Origin of the sequence: Mesobaculum littorinae (genome assembly GCF_004011175.1) — a bacterium.
Lineage (GTDB): Bacteria > Pseudomonadota > Alphaproteobacteria > Rhodobacterales > Rhodobacteraceae > Tranquillimonas > Tranquillimonas littorinae.
Map to the genome: position 1 here is coordinate 79,075 of NZ_RQXX01000003.1, position 22,008 is coordinate 101,082.

The 22,008-nt window shown below is 66.0% G+C and carries 22 protein-coding genes; 10 read left to right on the forward strand and 12 right to left on the reverse strand.

Going from position 1 to position 22,008, the window contains the following annotated elements; translation table 11 throughout:
* Positions 1 to 22 precede the first annotated feature (22 nt).
* Positions 23 to 406: a hypothetical protein gene (locus EKE94_RS09625; protein WP_127906406.1), complete on the forward strand. Its 384-nt coding sequence runs from the start codon at positions 23 to 25 to the stop codon at positions 404 to 406.
* A 239-nt stretch (positions 407 to 645) separates the two neighbouring features.
* Here EKE94_RS09625 and EKE94_RS09630 read toward each other — a convergent pair whose 3' ends face one another.
* From EKE94_RS09630 to EKE94_RS09660, 7 genes are read right to left on the reverse strand one after another with little or no spacing between them, the layout of a single operon-like run.
* Positions 646 to 1,695 (reverse strand): ABC transporter ATP-binding protein, encoded by a 1,050-nt coding sequence (locus EKE94_RS09630; protein WP_127906407.1) that lies wholly within the window; start codon positions 1,693 to 1,695, stop codon positions 646 to 648.
* A gap of 15 nt (positions 1,696 to 1,710) precedes the next feature.
* Positions 1,711 to 2,559, reverse strand: coding sequence for a carbohydrate ABC transporter permease (locus EKE94_RS09635; RefSeq protein WP_206615054.1), 849 nt, complete (start codon positions 2,557 to 2,559; stop codon positions 1,711 to 1,713).
* Positions 2,559 to 3,488: a carbohydrate ABC transporter permease gene (locus EKE94_RS09640; RefSeq protein ID WP_127906408.1), complete on the reverse strand. Its 930-nt coding sequence runs from the start codon at positions 3,486 to 3,488 to the stop codon at positions 2,559 to 2,561. Before EKE94_RS09640 ends, EKE94_RS09635 begins: the two co-directional genes overlap by 1 nt.
* Positions 3,489 to 3,498: 10 nt before the next feature.
* Entirely contained in the window at positions 3,499 to 4,740 is a 1,242-nt protein-coding gene (locus EKE94_RS09645) for an ABC transporter substrate-binding protein (RefSeq protein ID WP_127906409.1), read from the reverse strand.
* Between the two features lie 52 nt (positions 4,741 to 4,792).
* Positions 4,793 to 5,677, reverse strand: a complete 885-nt coding sequence (locus EKE94_RS09650) for an SMP-30/gluconolactonase/LRE family protein (RefSeq protein WP_127906410.1) — start codon at positions 5,675 to 5,677, stop codon at positions 4,793 to 4,795.
* A complete protein-coding gene (locus EKE94_RS09655; RefSeq protein ID WP_127906411.1) occupies positions 5,674 to 6,444 on the reverse strand; it encodes an SDR family NAD(P)-dependent oxidoreductase in 771 nt (256 codons plus the stop codon). Before EKE94_RS09655 ends, EKE94_RS09650 begins: the two co-directional genes overlap by 4 nt.
* Complete coding sequence (locus EKE94_RS09660; protein WP_127906412.1) at positions 6,437 to 7,192, reverse strand: FadR/GntR family transcriptional regulator; 756 nt, start codon at positions 7,190 to 7,192, stop codon at positions 6,437 to 6,439. Before EKE94_RS09660 ends, EKE94_RS09655 begins: the two co-directional genes overlap by 8 nt.
* Positions 7,193 to 7,328: 136 nt before the next feature.
* On the opposite strand from EKE94_RS09660, the gene EKE94_RS09665 reads away from it, so the two are divergent.
* From EKE94_RS09665 to EKE94_RS09690, 7 genes are all read left to right on the forward strand, one after another.
* Positions 7,329 to 8,480 (forward strand): mandelate racemase/muconate lactonizing enzyme family protein, encoded by a 1,152-nt coding sequence (locus EKE94_RS09665; RefSeq protein ID WP_206615055.1) that lies wholly within the window; start codon positions 7,329 to 7,331, stop codon positions 8,478 to 8,480.
* Positions 8,477 to 9,616: a mandelate racemase/muconate lactonizing enzyme family protein gene (locus tag EKE94_RS09670; protein WP_127906413.1), complete on the forward strand. Its 1,140-nt coding sequence runs from the start codon at positions 8,477 to 8,479 to the stop codon at positions 9,614 to 9,616. The genes EKE94_RS09665 and EKE94_RS09670 overlap by 4 nt, the downstream gene beginning before the upstream one ends.
* Before the next feature lie 20 nt (positions 9,617 to 9,636).
* A complete protein-coding gene (locus tag EKE94_RS09675) occupies positions 9,637 to 10,542 on the forward strand; it encodes a DUF6772 family protein (RefSeq protein ID WP_127906414.1) in 906 nt (301 codons plus the stop codon).
* Positions 10,542 to 10,877 carry a hypothetical protein gene (locus EKE94_RS09680; protein WP_127906415.1) on the forward strand — a complete coding sequence of 112 codons (336 nt, stop codon included), beginning with the start codon at positions 10,542 to 10,544 and terminating at the stop codon, positions 10,875 to 10,877. The genes EKE94_RS09675 and EKE94_RS09680 overlap by 1 nt, the downstream gene beginning before the upstream one ends.
* 598 nt (positions 10,878 to 11,475) lie before the next feature.
* Positions 11,476 to 11,646 carry a hypothetical protein gene (locus EKE94_RS18650; protein WP_164870878.1) on the forward strand — a complete coding sequence of 57 codons (171 nt, stop codon included), beginning with the start codon at positions 11,476 to 11,478 and terminating at the stop codon, positions 11,644 to 11,646.
* A gap of 196 nt (positions 11,647 to 11,842) precedes the next feature.
* Positions 11,843 to 12,010, forward strand: a complete 168-nt coding sequence (locus tag EKE94_RS18895) for a transposase (protein WP_407940892.1) — start codon at positions 11,843 to 11,845, stop codon at positions 12,008 to 12,010.
* Positions 11,976 to 12,989 carry an IS3 family transposase gene (locus tag EKE94_RS09690; protein WP_407940893.1) on the forward strand — a complete coding sequence of 338 codons (1,014 nt, stop codon included), beginning with the start codon at positions 11,976 to 11,978 and terminating at the stop codon, positions 12,987 to 12,989. Before EKE94_RS18895 ends, EKE94_RS09690 begins: the two co-directional genes overlap by 35 nt.
* Positions 12,990 to 13,477: 488 nt before the next feature.
* On the opposite strand, the gene EKE94_RS09695 is transcribed toward EKE94_RS09690, so the two are convergent.
* The gene (locus EKE94_RS09695) at positions 13,478 to 13,789 is read right to left on the reverse strand and encodes an ETC complex I subunit (RefSeq protein WP_127906417.1); all 312 of its coding nucleotides are present in this window, start codon (positions 13,787 to 13,789) and stop codon (positions 13,478 to 13,480) included.
* A gap of 199 nt (positions 13,790 to 13,988) precedes the next feature.
* On the opposite strand from EKE94_RS09695, the gene uvrB reads away from it, so the two are divergent.
* A complete protein-coding gene (gene uvrB / locus EKE94_RS09700) occupies positions 13,989 to 16,172 on the forward strand; it encodes an excinuclease ABC subunit UvrB (protein ID WP_127906418.1) in 2,184 nt (727 codons plus the stop codon).
* 484 nt (positions 16,173 to 16,656) lie between these two features.
* Here uvrB and EKE94_RS09705 read toward each other — a convergent pair whose 3' ends face one another.
* Both EKE94_RS09705 and EKE94_RS09710 read right to left on the reverse strand, forming a co-directional pair.
* A complete protein-coding gene (locus EKE94_RS09705) occupies positions 16,657 to 17,547 on the reverse strand; it encodes a PRC-barrel domain-containing protein (RefSeq protein ID WP_127906419.1) in 891 nt (296 codons plus the stop codon).
* Between the two features lie 132 nt (positions 17,548 to 17,679).
* Positions 17,680 to 17,949, reverse strand: coding sequence for a GlsB/YeaQ/YmgE family stress response membrane protein (locus EKE94_RS09710; RefSeq protein ID WP_127906420.1), 270 nt, complete (start codon positions 17,947 to 17,949; stop codon positions 17,680 to 17,682).
* Positions 17,950 to 18,046: 97 nt separating this feature from the next.
* On the opposite strand from EKE94_RS09710, the gene EKE94_RS09715 reads away from it, so the two are divergent.
* Positions 18,047 to 18,706, forward strand: a complete 660-nt coding sequence (locus tag EKE94_RS09715) for a hypothetical protein (protein WP_127906421.1) — start codon at positions 18,047 to 18,049, stop codon at positions 18,704 to 18,706.
* Positions 18,707 to 18,797: 91 nt separating this feature from the next.
* Here EKE94_RS09715 and EKE94_RS09720 read toward each other — a convergent pair whose 3' ends face one another.
* Together EKE94_RS09720 and EKE94_RS09725 are read right to left on the reverse strand one after the other, a co-directional pair.
* Positions 18,798 to 19,394, reverse strand: coding sequence for a sulfotransferase family 2 domain-containing protein (locus EKE94_RS09720; protein ID WP_164870879.1), 597 nt, complete (start codon positions 19,392 to 19,394; stop codon positions 18,798 to 18,800).
* A 128-nt stretch (positions 19,395 to 19,522) separates the two neighbouring features.
* Positions 19,523 to 21,814, reverse strand: coding sequence for a glycosyl hydrolase family 28-related protein (locus EKE94_RS09725; RefSeq protein ID WP_127906423.1), 2,292 nt, complete (start codon positions 21,812 to 21,814; stop codon positions 19,523 to 19,525).
* Between the last annotated feature and the right edge of the window lie 194 nt (positions 21,815 to 22,008).

The following is a 22,008-nucleotide window of genomic DNA, read 5'->3' on the forward strand; positions in this document are numbered from 1 at the left end:
AGCCCTGAACGGTGACCGGACGATGAGCGAGCTGATGACACAGTTCGACTTGTACCATCACCAGATCAAGCTGGAGAAGGATCAGCTTCTCGAGGGCCTTGCGGACGTGTTCGACGACACGCCCGGGAGCAAGGAGCCTGAAATCCAGGTCGCATCGCTGCTCGAGAAGATCGTCCAGCCCACGCTAGAGGATGATTCTTCGTCCGGAGCGCTGGAAAAGGCCGGTCTGTTGCCTGGCAGAAAGAAGTGGCGGTCGAGGCCACCAGCTGAGCCTCACGCGACAGGCCGTGCTGCTGGGGATCAGCCGAGGCAGCTTTTCCTGTGCGCCGCGTCCAGCCGCAAACACGGCGCCTCGAAGCGCGGCCGTCAGCCGATCTGCGCAACCGCGCCGCTCCCGACCACCTAGTCCAGCCCGGCCACGCGGATCGCGTCACGCCTTTACCTTTCTGCGCGTCAAAGCCGTTACCGCAGGGACGCCGTGGATGGCAGTGACTGATCCCATGGCTCCGGCCTGCCGTATATCGGCAAACCGAAGCCATGGGATGATCCGAGCCAAACAAGTGCCAGGATTCGATCTCTCCGGGAGCTCACCTGACATCAAGACTGTCGTGGGCGACTATTGGCTGGGGCACGCAGTCAAGGGCTTCAGGCCAATTCGGGCTCGCGGTCACAGGCACGCCCCTCGGCATCGAACAGATGAAGATCCGAAGCGGAGAAGGCCAGATGAACGATGTCGCCCGGCTGGGGCGTGTCGTCGCCGGAATTCTCCACGAGGAAGACCGGCGCGCCTTCGATCTCCACGTGCAGGAGCGACCCACCGCCGGTGTATTCGCTGATGGAGACCCGGCCGCACAAGATCCCCTCGGCCTCGTCCACAATGCGAAGATGCTCGGGACGGAGGCCGGCCTGCGTGGCGCCGCCCGTAGAGAAGCCCGCGCGCTGCAAGGGTGACCGGATCGCCTCGACCGGGCAAACGTTCATCTTTGGACTACCGATGAACTGCGCAACGAAGACGTTGTCCGGCCTTGCGTAAAGCTCCTTGGGAGTGCCGACCTGCTCGATACGGCCGTCCCGCAGGACGACAATGCGGTCGGCCAGGGTCATCGCCTCGATCTGGTCGTGTGTGACGTAGATCGTGGTGTTGCCGAGCCGCCGGTGAAGCGCAGCGATCTCGGCGCGCATGTGTACGCGGAGTTCCGCATCGAGGTTGGAAAGCGGCTCGTCGAAGAGAAAGACCTGGGGATCTCCCACAATGGCCCGGCCGATGGCGACGCGCTGCCGCTGGCCCCCCGAAAGCTCGCGCGGGTAGCGGTCGAGCAGCTTGTCGAGCTGGAGCGTGCGGGCGGCCTCGTTCACGCGGCGCTCGATCTCGTCGACGCTTTCCTTGCGCACCTTGAGGCCGAATCCCATGTTCTGGCGCACGGTCAGGTGCGGATAGAGCGCGTAGCTCTGGAACACCATCGCGAGCCCTCGCTTGGCGGCCTGGACTTCATTGACCTTGCGGTCGCCGATCCAAAGCTCGCCGCCCGAGATGGTCTCAAGCCCCGAGATCATCCGCAGCAGCGTGGACTTGCCGCAGCCGGAGGGCCCGACGAAGACGACGAATTCGCCGTCGGCGACGTCAAGGTCGATGCCGCGGATCACCTCGAGCTTGCCGAAGGACTTGGTGAGATTTCTAACGGTCAGTCGTGTCATATCGTACCTTTCGCTTCAGCCTTTCACGCCGGACATGGCGAAGCTTTCGATGATCTGCCGCTGTGCGATCAGGTAGACGATCAGGATCGGCACCACGGCAAGGCTCGTCGCCGCAAGCTGCAGATGCCAGAGCGGCGCGCCGTAGGGGTCGGTGAAGTTCGACAGGGCCAGCGGCAGGGTGAAGTTCTCGAGGCTGGAGATGAAGACCAGCGGTTCGAGGAAGAGGTTCCACGAGAAGAGGAAGGTGATGATCGCCACGGCGGCAAGGGCGGGCCGCGACATGGGCAGGGCAATCTTCCACCAGATTCCGGCGCGGCTCAGCCCATCCATCTTGCCCGCGTCCTCGAGTTCCTTGGGCAGGGCAACGAAGTACTGGCGCATGAGGAAGGTCGCCATGACGCCGTGCGGGCCGAAAACCGGCAGTAGGATCAGGGGCACGTGCGTGTCCATGACGCCGAGCCACTTCATCAGGAAGAAGTTTGGCACGATCGTCACCTCTTCGGGGACCATGAGCGCCGACATCAGGAAGAGCATCAGCAGAGCCGCCCCGGCAAAGCGCATCCGCGCCAAGGCATAGCCCGCCAGTGAGGACAGCAGCAGCGTCAGCACCGTGACCGCGCAGGCGATGTAGATAGAGTTGAAATACTGGCGCGCGAAGGGCTGGTATTCGAACACCTCGACGAAGTTTTGCCAGCGCCACGTACGGGGGATGAGGCTCGGCTCGCCGAAGATCTCGGTCGGGCCCTTGAAACCGGACGAGATCATCCAGAGAAACGGGAACAGGAAGGGGATCGCGACCACCACAAGCGAGAGCATCCAGCAGATGCGTTTCACGGTGGCGAGTTGCGGTTGCGACAGGGCCATCAGGTCGATCCTTTCTGACGCAGGATGAGCTGGACGACCGTCAGGGCCAGCACGATGACGAACATGATCATCGCCAGCGCCGAGGCATAGCCAATCTCGAAGAACTCGAAGGCCTGCTGGTAGATGTAGAAGGCCAGCACGAGGGTGCCGTTCTCGGGGCCGCCGCCGGTCATCAGGTAGATGTGGTCAAAGACCTTGAAAGAGCCGATGGTGGTGATGACCATGATGATCAGGGTCGTCGGCGCCAGCAACGGCCAGATCACCATGCGGAAGATCTGCCATTCCGAGGCCCCTTCGAGGCGGGCGGCCTCCTCGTAATCACGGGGGATGGACTGAAGCGCGGCGATGTAGAGGATCATGTTGAGCCCCACCATCTTGAGCACGCGCGTCACGATCACCGCAGCCATGGCCCAGTTCGGCTCGCGCAGCCAGTTCGGACCGTCGATGCCGACCGTGGCAAGCATCTGGTTCACCGCCCCGGCATCGCCCTGAAGCAGGAACTTCCAGACGATTGCCCAGGCTACCGCCGAGGTGACCACCGGGGCGAAGAAAATCGTGCGAAAGAAGACGACGCCCCGGAAGGGACGGGCCAGCGCCATCGCGAGCGCCAGCGCGAGGGCCATGTTCATCGGAACGAGGCCGGCGGCGAAGATCACCGAATTGCGGATGACCTGCCAGAAGTCGGGGTTCTGCGTGAGAGCGTCCTCGTAGTTGGCGAGCCCGACGAAGATGGTGTCCTGGCTCAACAGGTTCCACTCGGACAGCGAGTAGAAGACCACCGCGATCAGCGGCCCGAGGAAGAAAATCAGGAAGCCGATGAGGGTCGGGCTCACGAAGAGCCAGCCCTCGATCGTCTCGCGGCGCTTCAGGGTCAGCCACGGCGCGCGAGGGGCGCGCACCGTGGTCCCGGGTTCGTTCAACGAAGCCATGCGCGGGGGCTCACAGCTCGTCCTGGATGGCAGCGCAGACTGCCGCGAGCGTCGCCGGCACGTCAGCATCGGCCCGGAAGAGCGCGTCGAAACGCGGCTTCATCGCGGCAAGGATTTTGGGCGCGTTCTCGTGGCTGGGCAGCACGCTGCCCTGCTTGATTGCGTCGCTGACATAGGCCATCTGCTCGGCCGGGATCAGCTCGTTCGCATCGATGAAAGCATCGCTGTCGAGAACCGAGGCCCGCGCCGGCGGGAAGAACTGCGCCATCACCGCGACGTTTTCGGCATTGGTCATGAAGGCGGCGAACTCGGTCGCCAGCTCCTTTTTGTCGCCTTGGGCGAAGACCGAGATGCCGGCCTGTCCGATGATTGGCGCGGCGCCAGCGGGGCCGGTGGGCAGCGGTGCGATCCCCCATTCAAAGCCCGCCTCGGGCATCTTCGAGGCGCGTGAGATCTGGTTGACCGTCATCGCGGCGCTGCCCGAGAAGAAATCGCCCTGTTCGCCCGGCGGCACGATCGATTGATCCTCGAAGATCATCCCGTGCAGCATGGTCACCGCCTCGACCGCCTCGGGATCGTCGAAGCCGCATTCGCCGTCCTGCCAGGCGTGCCCGCCATACGCGCGGATCGGCGGCATGATCGCGTGCATGATCCGGCTGTCGTAGCCTTCGCCGTCCTTGAATTCGAAGCCCCAGGCGTCGTTGGCCTCGGTCAGCTTCAGGGCGGCGTCGCGGAACGCTTCCATTGTCCACTCGCCGGCTTCGGCCATCGCGAGCGGATCCTTGAGCCCCGCGGCCTCGAACATCTCCTTGTTGTAGAAGACCATGAACGGCGAGGTGGAGAACGGGATGCCGTAGACCGCGTCGCCGTCGCTCCAGAGGTCCATCGCCGGGCCGGAGAAATCGTCAAGGTCGTAGCCCTCGGTCTCGCGCAGGGCGGGGCCGATGTCCTCGACGACGCCGGCGGCGATGAAGGCCGGGATGCTGTCCTCGAACATCCAGCCAAGGTCGGGCGGGTTGCCGCCCGCGATCTGGAAGGTCAGCTTCTGGGTGTAGTCCCCCGCCGGGATGGTCTCGAAGCGTACCGTCACGTCGGGGTGGCTTTCGCGGAAGCCCTCGGCGATGCCGTTGAGCATCGCGAGATGGGCGTCGTTGCCTGTCCACACGGTAAAGCGCAACTCCTGCGCGCAGGCGCCCCCGGCAAGCAGCGCCGATGCGACGACACCGGCGGCGAATAGTCCTTGTCTCGTCATGGTTAATCCTCCCTTTTTCATGATCTTCCACTCCTCCGTTATCCGGGCCGGGTTAAGGGCCCCGCACGCGGGGCACGGGCAGTCCGGCGACGCCGGCGTCGAGCGCCAGAAGCGCCCCTGCCCGCGGCTCCTCGGCCGCGGTCCGCCCCTCCGGCAGCACCGACATGCTGGTGACGCAGAGCGTTCGCATGTCGGGACCGGCAAAGCACAGGTTCGTCGGTCGGCTGACGGGCAAGTCGACGTGCATGAGTTCCCGCCCTTCGGGCGAGACCCGGACGATGCGCCCGGCGTCGATCGCGGCGAACCAGTAGCAGCCCTCTGCATCCATAGCGGCGCCGTCGGGCCGCCCGGTTGCGGGCCGGTGAAAGACGCGGCGGTTCGATAGCGCGCCAGTCGCGCGGTGGAGCTCGAAGGCCCAAATGACGCAGACCTCGGGATCGCTGTCGCTGAGATAGAGCGTCCGGCCGTCCGGTGACACGGCAAGGCCGTTCTGCGTGCGAAGGCCGTCCAGCACCCGGACCGGGCCTGTCGGGTCCAGCCGGTAAAGCGCACCGCCTTGCCCGCTGCCCCGGGGCATCGCCATGGTCCCGGTCCAGAACCGGCCCTGCATGTCGGGGGCACCGTCGTTCATCCGCCAGCCGTTTGCCGGACCGTCCGGCGCGGCGACCTCGGTGCAGGTGCCGTCGGCACCGACGCGGCTCCACCCGTTGCCGAGCGCGGCGAGGACCTCGCCCCCGGCGGTCAGTGCCAGCGCAGAAGGCTTGCGGTCAAGCGCGATGCTCTGGGCCGTGCCGCCGGACAGGTCAATGCTGCGAATGGCGTGACCTTCGATATCGCACCACCAGACACGGTCGCTGCCAGGATCCCAGAGCGGAGCCTCGCCGACGATGTCGGGCCCCGTATGAAGCACGCGGACGGAATGCGCCGATGCGGTCATCCCGGCACCTGCGGCAGCGCTCCGGGCGCGTCGCCCGCGGTCCAGCCACCATCCACCGGGATCTCCGCCCCCGTAATGTAAGAGGCACCCTCACTGCAGAGCATCAGGACCGGGGCGACGCAATCCTCGGGTGTCCCCTGACGACGCGCCGGGATCTTGGCGGTGACGGCTGCCAGGAACTCAGGGTCGGCGTAACGCCCGGCGGTGCGTTCCGTCTCGATCGCGCCAGGTGCGATGGCGTTCAGGGTCACGCCATTGGCCGCGACCTCCCGGGCGAGCGCCCGCAGCGCCGTAACCTGAGCCGATTTCATCGCGGCGTAAGAGAGGGTCTCGGCGCGTGGACGTGCCGCCATGACGCTGCTTACCGCCACAACGCGGCCCCAGCCGCGCGCCGCCATGGGCGGGACGAGGTGCTGGCAGAGCGTCAACAGCGATCCCAGATTGGCCGCGAGATGGTCCGAGAGGCCCTGCGCCGTGATCTCCTGCCAAGGGCCGCGTCGTTCGATTGCGGCATTCGCGATCAGGATGTCGACGGGGCCGCCGGACAGAACCCTTCGGGCAAGGCCCTCGGCCGCGCCGTCGCGGGTGAAATCGGCCTCGTGGATCTCGGTGTCGAGCGTTTCTCGCGCGCCGCCGGGGTTGCCGAGATGGTGCAGCACCACCTGCGCGCCCTCGGCCGCGAGGCCGCGCGCGATCGCCCGTCCGATCCCGGCATCGGCCCCGGTGACAAGGGCGCGGCGACCCGCGAGAGAGCCGGCCTCAACCATTGCCCCTCGGCTCCCCTGCCACTTCGAAGGACGCGATGTCAGCCGCCTCGTAATGGCGGTCGATCATGCGGACGGCGTCTTCGGGATTACCGTCGCGGATGGCGGCGAAAAGGTCGGCGTGGCGGTCCACCGTCGCTTTCCAGTCGGCGCGGGTGCGGCTCGACCGGCGCGAAAAGAGCTGCGAAACCTCGCGCTGGACCGAGCGCATGCCTTCGACCTGCATCCTGATCATTGTGTTACCGGTCGCCATCGCCATTCCAAGGTGAAAGGCGATGTCGGCAGCAGTGAAGCCGTCCGGCTCTTCAAGGCCGTCGTACATCTCGGCCAGCGCCTCCTCCATCGTGGCCAGCCCCTCGGGGTCGCGCCGCGTGGCAGCCAGGCGGGCGATCCCCGTCTCAACAAGGTGGCGCATCTCGTTGGCCTCGCGCAGACGCGTCAGGCTCGACCGGACGGCATAGCCATAGATCCGGTCCAGGGGCTCGCCGGTGATCGCCTTGGCGCGCGCGACCTTGCCCTGCTGGGTCTGGATCAGGCCGGCGCCGGACAGCTGGCGCAGCGCCTCGCGGGCGATGGGCTTGCTGACGCCGAATTCCCTGGCGATCTCGCCCTCGGACGGAAGGGCGTCGCCGGTGGCGATGCGTCCGTCGAACAGCGCCGAGGCAATGGCCTCGGACACCGTGTCGGCCAGGCGTGGCGGCGCGGTCAGCTTGGCGGCGAAGATGGGCTTGTCGGTCGTCTCGTCGGGCATCTCGAATCCTTTGGCTGTCTCCTTCCTAGCCGCTTCCTGACAACCTAGCAACTAAGTTGGTTAGTTGCCAAGAAGTCAGCTTGTGCTTACGGTTGCCCTGCGCCGGCCGCGTCGGCGCGCCAGAGGAGGATAATTCGTGCGAGAAGGTGACGCACACCGGATCACCGAGGTCATCGCGCATCCGCTGACCCACAGGCTGCCGGCCCCCACGCAGACATCCTGGGGTCGCTACGACAGGGTCTCGATCATGTTGGTCGAGGTGCGGACCGACACCGGGATCATCGGTTTCGGCGAATCGCTCGCGCGGTTCGCGCCCTGCGCCTACGCGGAGCTCGTGGAGACGGCGCTGGCGCCGCGACTGATCGGCCGCGACCCTCGCCACATCGGTGCCAATTGGGCATTGATGCGAAGAGCGCTCAGCGGCCGGGCGGGCGGGATGCTGATCGAGGCCATCGCCGGGATCGATATCGCGCTCTGGGACATCGCGGGCAAGGCGTCAGGACAGCCGATCTGGCGCCTCCTTCAAGGCGAGGGAACGCCGGCAGTGCCAGTCTACGCGGCCTCTGTTGGCTGGGGCGATGACGACAGGGCGGCAGAGGAAGAGGCGGTCGATTTCGTCGGCCGCGGCTTCACCAGCCTCAAGGTCAAGATCGGCGCACCGGTCATTGCGGCCTGCCGCAGGATCGAGCGCATCCGCGCGGCTGTCGGTGATCGGGTCGAACTGACCGCGGATGCGAACTGGGCCTACGACCTCGACTGCGCGATTGCCGTAGGGCAGGCCCTCGCCCGAAACGGCTACACCTGGTTCGAGGAGCCGCTGCGCCCCGAGGACGAGGATGGCTACCGCGCGCTCCACCGGCGATGCGAGGTGCCGCTTGCCGCGGGCGAGAGCAACTACACGCTCGACCAGGCAGCTCCGCTTGTCACCGACCAGACACTCTCGGTTCTGCAGCCCAACATCACCCGGTCTGGCGGAATTACCGAAACCTTGCGCATGGCGCGCCTTGCCGCGGCACATGGCGTCGCCTATGCGCCGCACGTCGGAATGTCCGGTATCGTTTGCGAAGCGGCCAGCCTCCACGTCGCTGCTGCCATGCCGAACACGCGGATCATGGAGTGCCCATGCAGCGCGAACCTCTTCAAGTCAGAGCTCGCCGATCTCGCGCCGGGCGCTGCTCGTGCCGAAGGCGGCATGCTTGCGGTTCCCGAGGGGCCGGGCCTTGGACTGGAGATCAACCGGGACGCGCTGTTGCGCATGAAAGCGCTGGCGCTTGAGGAGGTCGCATGAAGGGCGCGACCACCGGCGGCATCCGAATCTCGGACGTGATTGCCCATCCGCTCACCCAGAAGCTGCCGCGCCCGACTGTCACCTCGTGGGGCAGCTACGAAGAGGTCTCCATGGTCCTCGTCGAGGTGCGTACCGATGCCGGTATTGTCGGCATCGGCGAGACGCTCGGCCGCTTCGCGCCGCGGGCCTACGCGCGCCTTATCGAGACGGCGCTGAAGCCGCGCCTTGTCGGGCAGCCCGCCGCCTCGATCGGAACCCATTGGGCCGGCATGCGTCGCGCGCTGTCAGGCCGTGCAGGCGGGATGCTGCTCGAGGCCATGTCGGGCGTCGACATCGCGCCCTGGGATATTCTCGGCAAGACCGCCGGCCTGCCCGTCGCCACGCTGCTGGGCGGCATGAACCGGACCGAGATCGATGTTTATGCCGCGGCCGTGAACTGGGGCCCCCTGCCGGAAATGGAAGCGGAGCTTGCCGCGCTGATCGCGCAGGGCTTCCCGCTGATCAAGGTGAAGATGGCTCGCCCGGTGGACGAAGCGATCCGCCGGATTGAGGCCATGCGCCGAAAGGCTGGCGACGGAATTGCCCTCTGCGTCGACGCCAATTGGGCCTACGAGCTCGACGAGGCGATCGAGGTGGGGCACGCCCTTGCCGCCAACGGATACACCTGGTTCGAGGAGCCGCTCGCGCCGGAGATTGAGCAGGGATACGAGGAGTTGCGTCGCCGCTGCGCCGTGCCTCTTGCCGCAGGCGAAAGCAATTTCACCGTGGACCAGGCAAAGCGGCTCGTCACATCGCGCACGCTGTCGGTGCTGCAACCGGACGTGGCCCGCGCCGGCGGCATCACCGAGACCCGCCGCATGGCCGATTTCGCCGGGGCATTCGACGTGGCCTACGCGCCGCATATCGGCATGTCCGGCATCGTCTGCGAGACCGCCTCCGTCCATCTCTCTGCCGCCATGCCGAATTTCCGCGTGATGGAATGTGAGGGCGACCGCAGCCCCTTCAAGACAGAGATCGCCGATCTGGCCCCGGGCTGCCTGCGCCAGCGCGGCGGCAAGCTTGACGTGCCGGCCGGGCCGGGGCTGGGCCTCATGATCGACTGGGATGCGGTGGCGCGCCTTCGCAGCCCCGAATGACACAACCCGAGGAGCACACTATGGAAAACCGCGCCCCCGCGGATGAACTCGAGACACAGCTGCTGCGTGCATTGCGTCTGTCTGACCCCGACCTCAGCCGGTTCGACCCGATGCGGCGGATCATCAGCCATGACGACTTCTCGCGCGGCCACTGCGGCTGGTCGCAACTTGTCGGCAATTACGAGGACACACTGGACACGATGCTGCCGGGATATGCCCAGCACACAAGCGCCATGCTCTCGACCCTTGGCCATTGGGATGCGGGATCGCACGGTGGCATTGACAGCAGCTACGCACTGAAGATCGCAACCCGACCTCGCGCAGGCGCCCAGAACGTGGCGATCAAGCGGCTGACCATGCGGGCGCGCTGCCCGATCCGCTTCGAAGCCTACGTGACCTTCAAGCCGGAAGCGACCGAGCTGAAGCTTGGCGACACCGACGTCCGCTCGTTCGGCTTTCTCTTCGACCTCCAAGGGGGTGACCGCGATGACGGGGTGGAGCGCGTCATGCCCCACATGCGCTTTCTCAACGCGGCCGATGGCCAGCACGTCCAGAAATGGCAGTACAAATCCCAGACGGCCAAGATGCTCGACATCGGCGACGGCAGCAAGACCAACAGCCACTACCACCTCGCCCCCGAGGGGTGGGAGGACCTTCCCGGCGGCACGCAGCGACTCTGCTACAACGAGATCGCGACAAAGGTGAACTGGAGCTACATCCGCTTCGACTTCGACCTTGCCGAGATGAAGGCCCTGGCCTTTCAGTGCAACGACCAGGTTTTCGATGTCTCGGGGTTCGAACCGATGCGCATCCCGGCCATGAAGAACCTCTGGTGCATGCTCAACTTCGGCATGTTCACCGAGACCGACGTGGACAAGCGCGCCTTTCTCTACATCGACTCGATCTGCATCTCGGGGGACTTCTGATGCTGCCGGAGAATGTCACCGCCGTCGTCGCACGCAATGAAATCTGGTCCGGCCACTCTGCGACCGAACCCTACGAGGTCGGGTGGGCCCGCGAGGCGATCATCTTCGTGCGCGCGCTGAAGCAGCCGCAGGGCCACCAGCCCGAGGCTGTGGTCGAGCTGTCGCCAGACGGGATTCACTGGGTTCCCGAGGGGACGACCCTGGCGATGCCCAAAGCGAAAGATGCGGTCTCTTTCGCCCGCATCCTCCATTTCGGAAACTGGCTGCGTCTGCGTGCCAAATACGACGAGGGCGCCGAAACGACTATACTCGTGACAATTCACCTGAAAGCCTGAGTCGCGCAGACGGCAACGCCAGCTCGCGGGCAAACGGGCGGCAGGCGTGATTCAAGCTGGCAACTTCGATGTGGACCAGCTTGGCACGAGACCTGATGCCGGACGACGGGCGGTCAGTTGATCTCAAACGTTCATCTCGGCCGTCTACGCCCTGAAGGAAGGCAAGCCGAATGGCTACCGCCGTGTCCTCGATGGGATTTTCTGGAGCGCTTTAACCGGGCTCCAAGGCGGGACCTGCCCGTCATCGCGAAAGAGCCGAAAAAATTGAGCTTGCGGCGGCCCAAGCATGGGGAGCAGCGCAACAAAACTGCAGACTCTCGTTATGAATGAGGGACCCAAGAGGGGGCAGGTCAGCGACCGCGATCTTCTGGCTTTGAGAGAGAACGAGTCCCAAACCTGGAACCACCTCTCAATATGCGGCCAAGGTCTCCCCCGGCTCCGACGGCTTCGCTTGGTTCGAAGGAAACCAAACTCCGGCAGCGCAAGTTGCGTCAGATAGCAATAAGAGAGCTTCGTAATGAAACCAGTCCTTCTGATACTCCCATTCGTTGCAGTCGTGTCAGGTTGCACAGATCCCGCGCCCCAAGTCGAACGTCCGATGGACGAAGTTCCGGCGCAAAGCGTCCTGCCGACCGGCCAGCGGCAATACAGCTTCGAAAACGGCTGCGATGTCATTCTTGAGGCCAAGGCTGCAGTCCTTGTGCGCGAGGATCCCGAATGCGCTTTGCATCACCGTGACATCGCATTGCTCTACGCTTCCGGCGACTGACGCCAGAACCACCCGATCCAATTCATTTCGGCCGCCCTTTCGGGCGGCCTTTTTCATGGAGATTGCTACTTTCTAAGTGTCTAATCCCACGGTTTAATGGTGTGATCCTTTCGCAGGAATGGAAGGAAGCACGACCTGCTCCCCTGAACCGTCCTCGTTTTGAGGTTAGCCTGTTCTCCAGACGAGGAGACAGACGATGAAGAGAAGCCGGTTCAGCGAAGAGCAGATCATCGGCACCCTGAAGGAGCACCAGGCGGGGCTGGGCGCGAAGGAGCTGTGCCGCAAGCACGACATCAGCGATGCGGCCTTCTTCAAGTGGCGGTCGAGATATGGCGGCATGGAGGTGTCGGACGCCGGCCACTGAAGGCGCTGGAGGCCGAGAACGCGAAGCTGAAGAAGATTTTGGCCGAACGGATGCTCGATGTCGCGACGCTGAAGGAGATGTTGGGAAAACTTCTGAGGATGTGGCCATTTCCGCCATCGGTCCGAGGACAATGGACGCATGTTCGAGGCGGCGTGCCGGGGACTGGGCCATGACGGAGAAGGGCTACTCGCAGCGGCGAGCCTGTGCGCTGGCCGGGATCGACCCGCGCGTGTATCGAAGGCAGCCGACCAGGCCGGAGGACGGAGAGTTGCGCCAGCGGCTGCGGGACCTGTCCGGCGAGAGGCGACGGTTCGGTTATCGGCGTCTGTACATCCTGCTGCGACGGGAAGGCTGGGCGCTGAACTGGAAGAAGCTCTACCGGATCTACCGGGAAGAAGGCTTAACAGTCCCTAAAAGAGGCGGCCGCAAGCGGGCACTGGGGACCAGGGCGCCGATGGCGATCCCGCAGGCGCCGAACCAGCGCTGGTCGCTGGACTTCGTGTCGGACAGCCTGAGCGATGGCCGCCGCTTCCGGGTGCTCTCCGTGATCCACGACTTCAGCCGGGAAAGCCTGGCTGCGGTCGTCGACACCTCGCTGTCAGGGCAGCGCGTTGGCCGTGAGCTCGACAGCATCGCTCGGGTGCGCGGTTATCCATGCATGATGGTCAGCGACAATGGGACGGAGCTGACCTCGAACGCCATCCTCAAATGGCAGGAGGAGCGCCGGGTCGAATGGCACTACATCGCTCCGGGAAAACCGATGGAGAACGGCTTCGTCGAGCGCTTCAATGGCCGCCTTGGGGACGAATGCCTCAACGAGCATCTGTTCGCCAACCTGCGTCGTGCCCGCAGTCTGATCGCGGCGTGGCGCGATGACTACAACCATCACCGCCCCCACACGAGCCTCGACGGACTCACCCCGTGGGAGTATCACCAAAGGTCGAAAGAGGGCCAAACCCTGAACAGAGCCAACCTATAAACCCGGTCCCGAAGGGGAGCAGGTCGCTCAGGCGCGTATAGCCGCGGCACGAGGACCCTCTGCCGTATCCGCGACTTCATGCCACGAACCGCGCAGTCCATCCAGACGCGAAAGGCGCCGGAGCATCTGCCTCGGCGCCTATATCAAAGTCTTTCAGGAAGCAGCCCAGGAGCACGAAGTAGTACCTTCAACCCCTCACCCCCTTGCGCAGATTTATGCTTCCGTATGCGCATTCATCTGCTTTCTCTGACTACGTCTCGCCGAAGCGATCGGCCTCTCAGTTCAGTGGCTTCGACAGGAGCAACATGCGCACTGTCCAAGCCAGTCCATGCGAGAGGCGATGGTCGGTCGAAGCGTCTCACTGGACCAGATGCCGAAAGGAATACCCGCGAAGGCGACTGAACGCGGGTGCATCCACGTCCTTCGAAATAGACCCCGGCCGGATCTTGTGGCCTATTTGGCCGCAACTTGATCCCGATTTACAACCCTCAGTGCGTCCAGGCGCCGCGGCGGTCGGTGGCGAAGTTCTCGCCGTAGCCGCGGGCGCGGACGTTGGCGCCGCGCTTGCGGGGCTGCATGACCACCGCGTCGATGCCGTGGTGGCGGGCGTAGTCCAGCGCCTCTTCCTTGGTGTCGAAGCTCAGCCGTACCTGTGCCTGCGTGTCGCCCGAACTGGTCCAGCCCATCAGCGGATCGATCTCGCGCTGCTCGTCCGAAACAAAGTCCAGAACCCAGCGCTTGGTCCGGGCCATGCCCGAAGACATCGCGGTCTTGGACGGCTGATAGATACGGGCGGGCATGACGAGACCTCATCTGGTTCCGGGCGCATCCTGTATCCGGGATTCACGTCTTCAAGGCAAGGGCGCGCGACGCGACAGGGCTGACGCAAGGTTTACCCGGAAACTTTACCCCGGAACACCGGTCCGCGAGGGCCCTTGCGGGCTTGTCCCCGCGGCGCCGACCGCCATGTTAGGGGAACGTCTGCCCGGAGCCTGCCCGATGCCGCACAATACCACCGACATGCCGATGCACCGCCCCGAGGTGCTGACCCGCCCCAAGCTGGAGGGCGGCAAGACCTTCCGCATGCAGACCGAGTTCGCCGCAGCGGGCGACCAGCCCACCGCCATCGCCGAATTGGCCGAGGGCGTGCGCACTGGCGAGCGCGACCAGGTCCTGCTGGGCGCCACCGGCACCGGCAAGACCTTCACCATGGCCAAGATCATCGAGGACACGCAGCGCCCCGCCATCATCCTCGCCCCCAACAAGACGTTGGCGGCGCAGCTTTACGGCGAGTTCAAGGGCTTCTTTCCCGACAACGCCGTGGAATACTTCGTCTCATACTACGACTACTACCAGCCCGAGGCCTACGTGCCGCGGTCGGACACGTATATCGAGAAGGAATCCCAGATAAACGAGCAGATCGACCGGATGCGCCACTCGGCCACCCGGGCGCTTCTGGAACGCGATGACGTGATCATCATCGCCTCGGTGTCCTGTATCTACGGCATCGGCAGCGTCGAGACGTACTCGGCGATGACGCAGGACCTGTTCGTCGGCAAGGAATACGACCAGCGGCAGGTGATGGCCGACCTCGTGGCGCAGCAGTATCGCCGCAACGACCAGGCCTTCCAGCGCGGCAGCTTCCGCGTGCGCGGCGACGTGATCGAACTGTTTCCCGCCCACCTCGAAGACCGGGCATGGCGGTTCTCGTTCTTCGGCGAGGAACTCGAGTCGATCGTCGAGTTCGATCCGCTGACGGGCGAGAAGACCGGCAGTTTCGAGCGTATCCGCGTCTATGCCAACAGCCACTACGTCACCCCCCGCCCGACGCTGAAGCAGGCCGTGACCCAGATCAAGAAGGAGCTGCGCCAGCGGCTCGACCAGCTGGTGAACGAGGGCAAGCTTCTCGAGGCGCAGCGGCTGGAACAGCGCACCAACTTCGATGTCGAGATGATGGAGGCCACCGGCGCCTGCAACGGGATCGAGAACTATTCGCGCTACCTGACCGGGCGCGCGCCGGGCGAGCCGCCCCCGACCCTGTTCGAGTTCATTCCCGACAACGCCATCGTTTTCGCCGATGAAAGCCACGTCTCGGTGCCGCAGATCGGCGGCATGTACCGGGGCGACTACCGGCGCAAGTTCACGCTGGCCGAACACGGCTTCCGCCTGCCGTCGTGCATGGACAACCGCCCCCTGAAGTTCGAGGAGTGGGACGCGATGCGGCCGCAATCCGTGTTCGTCAGCGCCACGCCCGCGGCGTGGGAGCTGGAGCAGACCGGCGGCGTCTTCACCGAACAGGTGATCCGCCCCACCGGGCTTCTCGACCCGCAGGTCGAGATCCGGCCGGTGGAGATGCAGGTCGACGACCTGCTGGACGAGATCCGCCGCGTGTCCGAGGCGGGGTATCGCACGCTGGCCACCGTGCTGACGAAACGCATGGCCGAGGACCTGACCGAATACCTACACGAGCAGGGGATCAAGGTGCGCTACATGCACTCCGACATCGACACGATCGAGCGGATCGAGATCCTGCGCGACCTGCGACTGGGGGCCTTCGACGTGCTGGTCGGGATCAACCTGCTGCGCGAGGGGCTCGACATCCCCGAATGCGGGCTGGTCGCGATCCTCGACGCCGACAAGGAGGGGTTCCTGCGGTCCGAAACCTCGCTGATCCAGACCATCGGCCGGGCGGCGCGGAACGCCGACGGGCGGGTCATCATGTATGCCGACCGGATCACCGGCAGCATGGAGCGCGCGATGGCCGAAACCGACCGCCGCCGCGAAAAGCAGATCGCCTATAACGAGGAACACGGCATCACGCCCGCGACGATCAAGAAGAACGTCGACGACATCCTTTCGGGTCTCTACCAGGGCGATGTCGACATGAACCGGGTCACCGCGAAGATCGACAAGCCGATGGCGGGGGCGAACCTGCAGGCCGTGCTCGACGGGCTGCGCACCGACATGCGCAAGGCGGCCGAGAACCTCGAATTCGAAGAGGCCGCGCGCCTGCGCGACGAGGTGAAGCGGCTCGAGGCCGTGGACCTGACCGTGTCGGACGACCCCCTCGCCCGGCAGCAGGCGGTCGAGCGCGCGAGCGCCGCCGCCGTCGCCTCTTCGGGTCGGTCCACGGCGGGGCGCCCGGGCCAGCGCGGCGGAAACGTCAAAAGGAAAAAGCGCTAGCGGTCCCGCCCTCGGGCCATCGGCCCGGGGCGGGCGCAACCTAAAGGCGCGCGGGCACAGGCAAGTTGGCCCGCGCGGCCCTTCCGTCAGCAGTATCTTCCAGGCGACGCTTTCGCCCGTCAGCTGCCGGACGTGCCGTCGAGGCCTGCGCCGTGCTGCGCGGCAACAAAGCGGCTAGCAGGCCAGCCCGTCGGGGCTAGATTCGCGCCGTTTCGGCAGCGGGTCTGCCGACCCTCGCGCTGACCCGTGCCTAGATGGCTTGGCGCGCGCCCTCGCATCTCCTCGCCCTCACGGGGACCCTGCCTGGTGCCCCGGCCTACGCGGTCGCTTTGCGCGGCGCCGCCGCTCCACGTGAAACGTTGGGGCCGGACGCGGTGTCTTGCATGTCTTCCCGACGCTGGTGCCGGAACGGAAAAAGGGGCGGCTTTCGCCACCCCTTTCCCAAGTTTCCGACATCCCCCGTCGGGGACACGGATGCCAGGTCTTACTGGCTGTCTTCCATCTCGCCTTCGGCAGCGGGGGCTGCGGGATCGGCGGCCATGCCGGTGCCCGTCGCCGTGCCGGTGGCGCCCATGTCGCCGGTCGCAGCCGGATCGTTCTGCATGGCGTTCTGCTCGGCTTCCTGCTCCTGCTCTTCGGCGGTCACGAACTCAGGCGCATTCTCCAGGTCTTCCTGGGTCGAGGAGGTCACGAGACGCAGGTCGCCGTTCTCGTCTTCCACCACTTCGATGCTGTCGATCTCGATCGCGACCAGCTTTTCGCCGATGCCGAGGAAGCCGCCCACACCGATCACCACGCCTTCAACGGTGCCGTCGAAGTTGATGATGAAGTTGTTGATGTCACCCACGGTTTCGTCGGTGTCGTTATAGACGGTCGCACCCATCAGCTCGTTGGCGAGGATCGTGTTGTCGCCTTGCATGGTGATCTGACCCTCGACGGGCTGAGCGGCCTCTTCGCCTTCGGCCTCTTCGCCTTCGGCCATGTCGCCTTCGGCGGCCATGGTGTCGGCGTCGGTGGTCATGTCGGCGCTAGCGTCGGCGTCAGCATCCATGTCACCGCCGGTGGTGGTGGTCATGGTGTCGTCGCCATCGGTTTCCGCTTCGATCTCGGCTTCGGCTTCATCAGCGGCGGCGTCCATCTCGGCGCCGGCCTCTTCGGCCTCCTGCTCGATCTCGTCGCCGGCTTCCTCGGCCTCTTCGGCGATGGCGTCACCAGCGGCTTCGGCGGTGTCGGCCGCCTGCTCACCGGTGTCTTCGGCCTCTTCCAGAACCGTGCCGTCCTCATTGGTGTCCTGCGCCGCGGCATATCCCAGCGGGGTGCTGGCGAGCAGAGCAATCAGGGCGATGCGGCTGGTGGATTCGAAAATACGGGGCATTACTGTCCTCCCGGAAAAGGCCCACGGCGTTCGACCGTCGGGCTGGTGTCGGTTTATGTGCGACTAAACCAACGTTAGGGATTTCGGTTCCTTAGATCGGCGAAAGCTCGCCTGACCGCCCCGTTTTGCCACTTAGCGAAAGATCAGCCGCACGAGGATCAGAAGCGCGACCGCCCCCAGAAATGCCGCCAGCAGAAGAACCAGCAGCCCGCCGCCGACGATCACCCCCAGCCCCAGCGCAGCCGCCACGAAGGGCAGCGCGACCGCGCCCAGCACGCCCAGCGCCACCAGCCGGGCCCGGTGCCCCCCCGCCACGACACTGGCGATCCACCCCACCACGGCGCCGACCAGCGCCATGACAACAAGCGCGAAGATCCCCAGCGCGCCAAGAACGTCTTCCATCGGTTCGACCTCTCCGTCCTGATACCTGGCCTTTTAATAGCTTCTTAAGCATCGGCGCCTACCCCGGAAAGCTGACCGGACCGGACGGGCGATTTCGATGCTTCGAATTTTCTGCGCCTTACTGCTCTGCCTGACATGGGCCACGCCCCGCGCCATGGCGCAGGCCTGGCCGCGCGAGGATGGGGCGGGCTTTGCCTCGATCTCCACCGAATTGACCGACGGCGCCGGGGGCCTGCGGGACTGGAGCAGCGTCTACCTGGATTACGGCCTGACCCCGCGGCTGTCGTTTTCGTCCAAGATCGGCGGGCGCGCGGACCTTTCCGCGCATGAGGCCTGGGCCAGCCTGCGCGTCCCCCTGCCGCTGACCCTGCCCGGCGTGGCGTCGCTGCGCGGCGGGCTGGGCAGGTGGGCCGATGACGGTCGCCCGACCGTTTCGACCCTGCGGCTGGGGGCCGCGTGGGGCAAGGGGCTGTCGCCCGGCGACCGCAGCGGGTGGGTGGAGCTTGACGGCCTGGCCGAACTGGCGCGCGACCGCGGGCGGGTGAAGCTGGCGGCGACCCTTGGCCTGAACCTCGATCATGGCGGGCACGCGATCCTGCAGGTGCGGGCCGAACCGGGCGCCGGGGGGCAGGGCCTTACGCTGGCGCCCAGCTACGTGCATCCCCTGCACGGCGCCACCAAGCTGCAGCTGGGGCTGCTCTGGACCCCGTCCGAAGGCGAGGCCGGCCTGATGCTCGGCTCCTGGCTCGAGTTCTAGGGGCAGCGGGCGCGGGTCAGTCATGCGCCGCGGATGTCACGCGCGGGCGGCGCCGGGATGCCCCGATCGGACCCCGTCACCGACGCGCCTGTCAGACACGCTCCAACGCGGCGTGGTGCAGCGCGACCTCGCCAGCGCGGGCGGCGCGGACCCGGGCCGCGACCTCGTCCGACACGGCGGCCGCGCGGTCGGGCGACTGGTTACGGCGCGGCAGTTCGACCTTGCCGAACCGCTCGGCCAGGAACGCCTCGAACCGGTCCCAGGCCTCGTAGGCAAAGACATGATCGGGCGGCGCCACGTCTTCGCCCGCCCCGACGAAACGGTCCTGCGATCCGATCTGTGCAAAGGGCCGGGGCGTGGGAACCAGGGTTTCCAGCAGGAACTCCTCGGCTGTCACCCCGGCGGCGCTGCGGGGAGAGCCGCGCGCCTCGTCCCGACTGCGATAGCGATACCAGCTGAGCAGCCTGTCGACCGGCTCGCGCAGCACGAGGAAGACCTCGGGGCGCGGGCCGTGGCGGGTCAGGATCGGCTCCATCTTCCTGCGGTAGACCGGCACCGTCATGTGCTTGAGCCCCGGCGGCGATGTCGCTTCCAGCCCCGCGCGGCCGCGCAGGGCGGCCTCGACCGCGGTCGTCCCGGTCTTGGGCACGGCCAGAAAGACCAGAGCCTGCTTGTCGAAATAGAGCATCGCGCGCCCTTCGTGAAACCTTGCCGGCCCCAGCCTATCACGCGCGACGCCCGCCGCCATAGCGGCCGCTCCGCCCCCAACCCGACCCCGCCCGGGCGCAGGCGCCGCGGGGCCGGGAAAGGGCAGCCTCAGTAGGGGCGGTCCATCCGGACGGTCAGCTGCACCTTGCCCTTCGTCGCCTCGGGGAACTGCAGGCGGACCTGGTCGTTGCCCGCGCCCTGCATCACGTCGATCCCCGGCATCACGTATTGCGCCACGTTCGCACTGTTGCGCAGCCGTCCCTGCGGGGTCAGCGCCTCGACCGTGCGGGTCCAGCCGTCGAAGGGCAACCATGCGCCGGGGGTCAGCGTCCAGGTTCCCTGCGGAGTGGTCTGGGTGAACTCCAGCGTGACGGGGTTCACCGTCTCCTGGTCGACACCGTTGAAGGTGTTGCCCCGGAACTCGATAAGCCGCGACCGCGACATATCCAGCGCGCCGTCGGCGGCGTTCACCCGGTCCACCCGGGCGATCGCCCCGTTCAGAGTGCGGAACACGTTGCCGGTGACGCTGAGACCCTGCACGAAATGCCCCTGCCCGCGCGGCCGGATCACCAGCCACGAAAACGATCGCGCGACATCGTTGGCGGTGAAGATGTTGCCGGTGATCGTCAGGGCACCAAACGAAAAGTCATTGCCCTGATCCGGCGTCGCGTCGTGTTCGTTCGACCACTCGACGATGTTGTTGTCGATGTAGTTGCCGGTGATGAAGGTCTTGCAGTTGGTGCGGGTCAGCAAGAGCCCCGCCTGGCGGGGCGAGTTGTCGAAGGAATCGCCCTGGAACCAGTGGTTGCCGGTGATCGAGTTGCCCGCCCCCGCCAGCACCATCGAAATCCCCATCCGGGCAAAACGGTTGTCGCGGATCTTGGGGTCGTTTTCGTTGACGTTGATCGCCACCGACTGGCGTTGCGTCGATCGCACCCCCTGCTCGTTCGAGATGAACTCGGTCCGGTCGACCTGCAGGTTCTGGCAGCCGCTGGCATGCGAGGTGATGCCGCGGTGGCGCGGCTTGTTGAAGACGCAGTCGCGCACCTGGAACGTCTTGCCCTGCGGCGCCAGCAGGATGCCCGAGGCAACGCCGTTCAACTGGAACTCGATATCCGTCAGCAGGAACTTCGACAGCACCTCGAAGCCCGAGAAATCCAGCAAGTAGCGGAACCTGGTAAACCCGTAATCCTGGGTCGACGCCGCTGCGTAAAGCGGCTGCGACAGCGTGACGGTGCCCGCCGCGGCGTTCTTGGCGCGCACGTAGACCTCGCGCCCGACGCCCTGGCCCGATACCCGCGCGCCCACCTCGATACCGCCGACACTGGCCACGTTCGTCAGAACGTTGGGCGAGCTGCGGTTGTAGCGCGCGCTGCGCGTCACCGTCGACACGCCCCAGGCAGCCCCGTCGCGGGCCTTCAGTTGGCCGTTGCGCACGACGCGCCGGATCTCGAAGCTGCGGGGGCTGCCCACCACGGCGGCCACGTCGATGGGCGCGTCGATCTCGATCTGCCGACCGCCCAGGTCCAGGCTGTCGTGATCGACGTTGTTGAAGAGCGCCTGAAGCGCCTTCTTCAGGCCCGTCTCCTCGTCCCCGAAGGCGGCGGCGTAGGACGGAAAGTCGAAGTTCCGGCGCAGGACCAGGCGGCGTGCGGCGGGCATCTCGACCCGGCCCACGAACCGCGCGGGGCTTTCCAGCGTAACGTCCCGATCCAGGCGGAACACGCCTTCGGGAAAGACCAGCGCCCGGCCGTCCGCCGCGGCATCCGCGGCCTCGACCGCGGCGCTGTCGTCGGTCGATCCGTTGCCGCGGGCGCCATAGTCGCGCACATCGACGAAATCCAGCATCTCGGGCAGGAAGGCCGTGGTGATATCCTCGATCACCAGATCATCGATCCGCACAACGCCGCCGGTGGGGCCGGTCAGGTCCAGCCCGAAATGGCCGTAAAGCGGCTGCCGTCCCCAGACCATGTCGACCCCGCCGCGGTTGCCGACGCCGATGATCGCCGACACCTCGACGACCTCGCCATACGAGGTCAGCGCGACCGAGGGCCCGGTCTCGGTCAGCCCCCCGACATGGGCGCCCCCCGCCCCGCCGGCCCAACCGGCGATACGCACCGACGGCAAGTTGCCCGAGATCGCCTTTACCCGCGTCCGGACGCGCAGGTAGGTGCCCGGCAGGATCGGCGTTTCGCCGGTATAACGCAGCCGCTGGACCGAGTCGGTCTTGACCAGTTCGAGACAGCCGCCGAAATCCTGGTCCGCCGGAACATAGGCGGCCGAGGCCGCCGTGTCGTAGGTTGCCGTGCCCGGCGTGCCGTTGCCGCGTGAAAACACGTCCAGCCCGTTCGCAAAGGGCGGCGGCATCAGTTCAAGCCCGTCGGTGATCGCCTTGTTCATCGCATTCCCTTTCCCGTCGCCGCCCGCCCGCAGCACGCCGCCCTTCCGGGCCCCGCAGGTCAGGCGGGGGCTTGGGGCGTGCGCTGTGGAGCGGGTCGGATGGCCAGAGCCCGCGGCTCCGGATCGGGCGAAGGGATAGCAGGACGGGCGTTAACCCCGCCGCAACCCTGCGTACGGTGGTGTGCCCGCCGCAA

Coding starts and splice junctions, on each gene's coding strand:
- EKE94_RS09625 (WP_127906406.1), top strand. CDS start 23: ATGAGCGAGCTGATGACACAGTTCGACTTGTACCATCACCAGATCAAG.
- EKE94_RS09630 (WP_127906407.1), bottom strand. CDS start 1,695: ATGACACGACTGACCGTTAGAAATCTCACCAAGTCCTTCGGCAAGCTC.
- EKE94_RS09635 (WP_206615054.1), bottom strand. CDS start 2,559: ATGGCCCTGTCGCAACCGCAACTCGCCACCGTGAAACGCATCTGCTGG.
- EKE94_RS09640 (WP_127906408.1), bottom strand. CDS start 3,488: ATGGCTTCGTTGAACGAACCCGGGACCACGGTGCGCGCCCCTCGCGCG.
- EKE94_RS09645 (WP_127906409.1), bottom strand. CDS start 4,740: ATGACGAGACAAGGACTATTCGCCGCCGGTGTCGTCGCATCGGCGCTG.
- EKE94_RS09650 (WP_127906410.1), bottom strand. CDS start 5,677: ATGACCGCATCGGCGCATTCCGTCCGCGTGCTTCATACGGGGCCCGAC.
- EKE94_RS09655 (WP_127906411.1), bottom strand. CDS start 6,444: ATGGTTGAGGCCGGCTCTCTCGCGGGTCGCCGCGCCCTTGTCACCGGG.
- EKE94_RS09660 (WP_127906412.1), bottom strand. CDS start 7,192: ATGCCCGACGAGACGACCGACAAGCCCATCTTCGCCGCCAAGCTGACC.
- EKE94_RS09670 (WP_127906413.1), top strand. CDS start 8,477: ATGAAGGGCGCGACCACCGGCGGCATCCGAATCTCGGACGTGATTGCC.
- EKE94_RS09675 (WP_127906414.1), top strand. CDS start 9,637: ATGGAAAACCGCGCCCCCGCGGATGAACTCGAGACACAGCTGCTGCGT.
- EKE94_RS09680 (WP_127906415.1), top strand. CDS start 10,542: ATGCTGCCGGAGAATGTCACCGCCGTCGTCGCACGCAATGAAATCTGG.
- EKE94_RS18650 (WP_164870878.1), top strand. CDS start 11,476: ATGGACGAAGTTCCGGCGCAAAGCGTCCTGCCGACCGGCCAGCGGCAA.
- EKE94_RS18895 (WP_407940892.1), top strand. CDS start 11,843: ATGAAGAGAAGCCGGTTCAGCGAAGAGCAGATCATCGGCACCCTGAAG.
- EKE94_RS09690 (WP_407940893.1), top strand. CDS start 11,976: ATGGCGGCATGGAGGTGTCGGACGCCGGCCACTGAAGGCGCTGGAGGC.
- EKE94_RS09695 (WP_127906417.1), bottom strand. CDS start 13,789: ATGCCCGCCCGTATCTATCAGCCGTCCAAGACCGCGATGTCTTCGGGC.
- uvrB (WP_127906418.1), top strand. CDS start 13,989: ATGCCGCACAATACCACCGACATGCCGATGCACCGCCCCGAGGTGCTG.
- EKE94_RS09705 (WP_127906419.1), bottom strand. CDS start 17,547: ATGCCCCGTATTTTCGAATCCACCAGCCGCATCGCCCTGATTGCTCTG.
- EKE94_RS09710 (WP_127906420.1), bottom strand. CDS start 17,949: ATGGAAGACGTTCTTGGCGCGCTGGGGATCTTCGCGCTTGTTGTCATG.
- EKE94_RS09715 (WP_127906421.1), top strand. CDS start 18,047: ATGCTTCGAATTTTCTGCGCCTTACTGCTCTGCCTGACATGGGCCACG.
- EKE94_RS09720 (WP_164870879.1), bottom strand. CDS start 19,394: ATGCTCTATTTCGACAAGCAGGCTCTGGTCTTTCTGGCCGTGCCCAAG.
- EKE94_RS09725 (WP_127906423.1), bottom strand. CDS start 21,814: ATGAACAAGGCGATCACCGACGGGCTTGAACTGATGCCGCCGCCCTTT.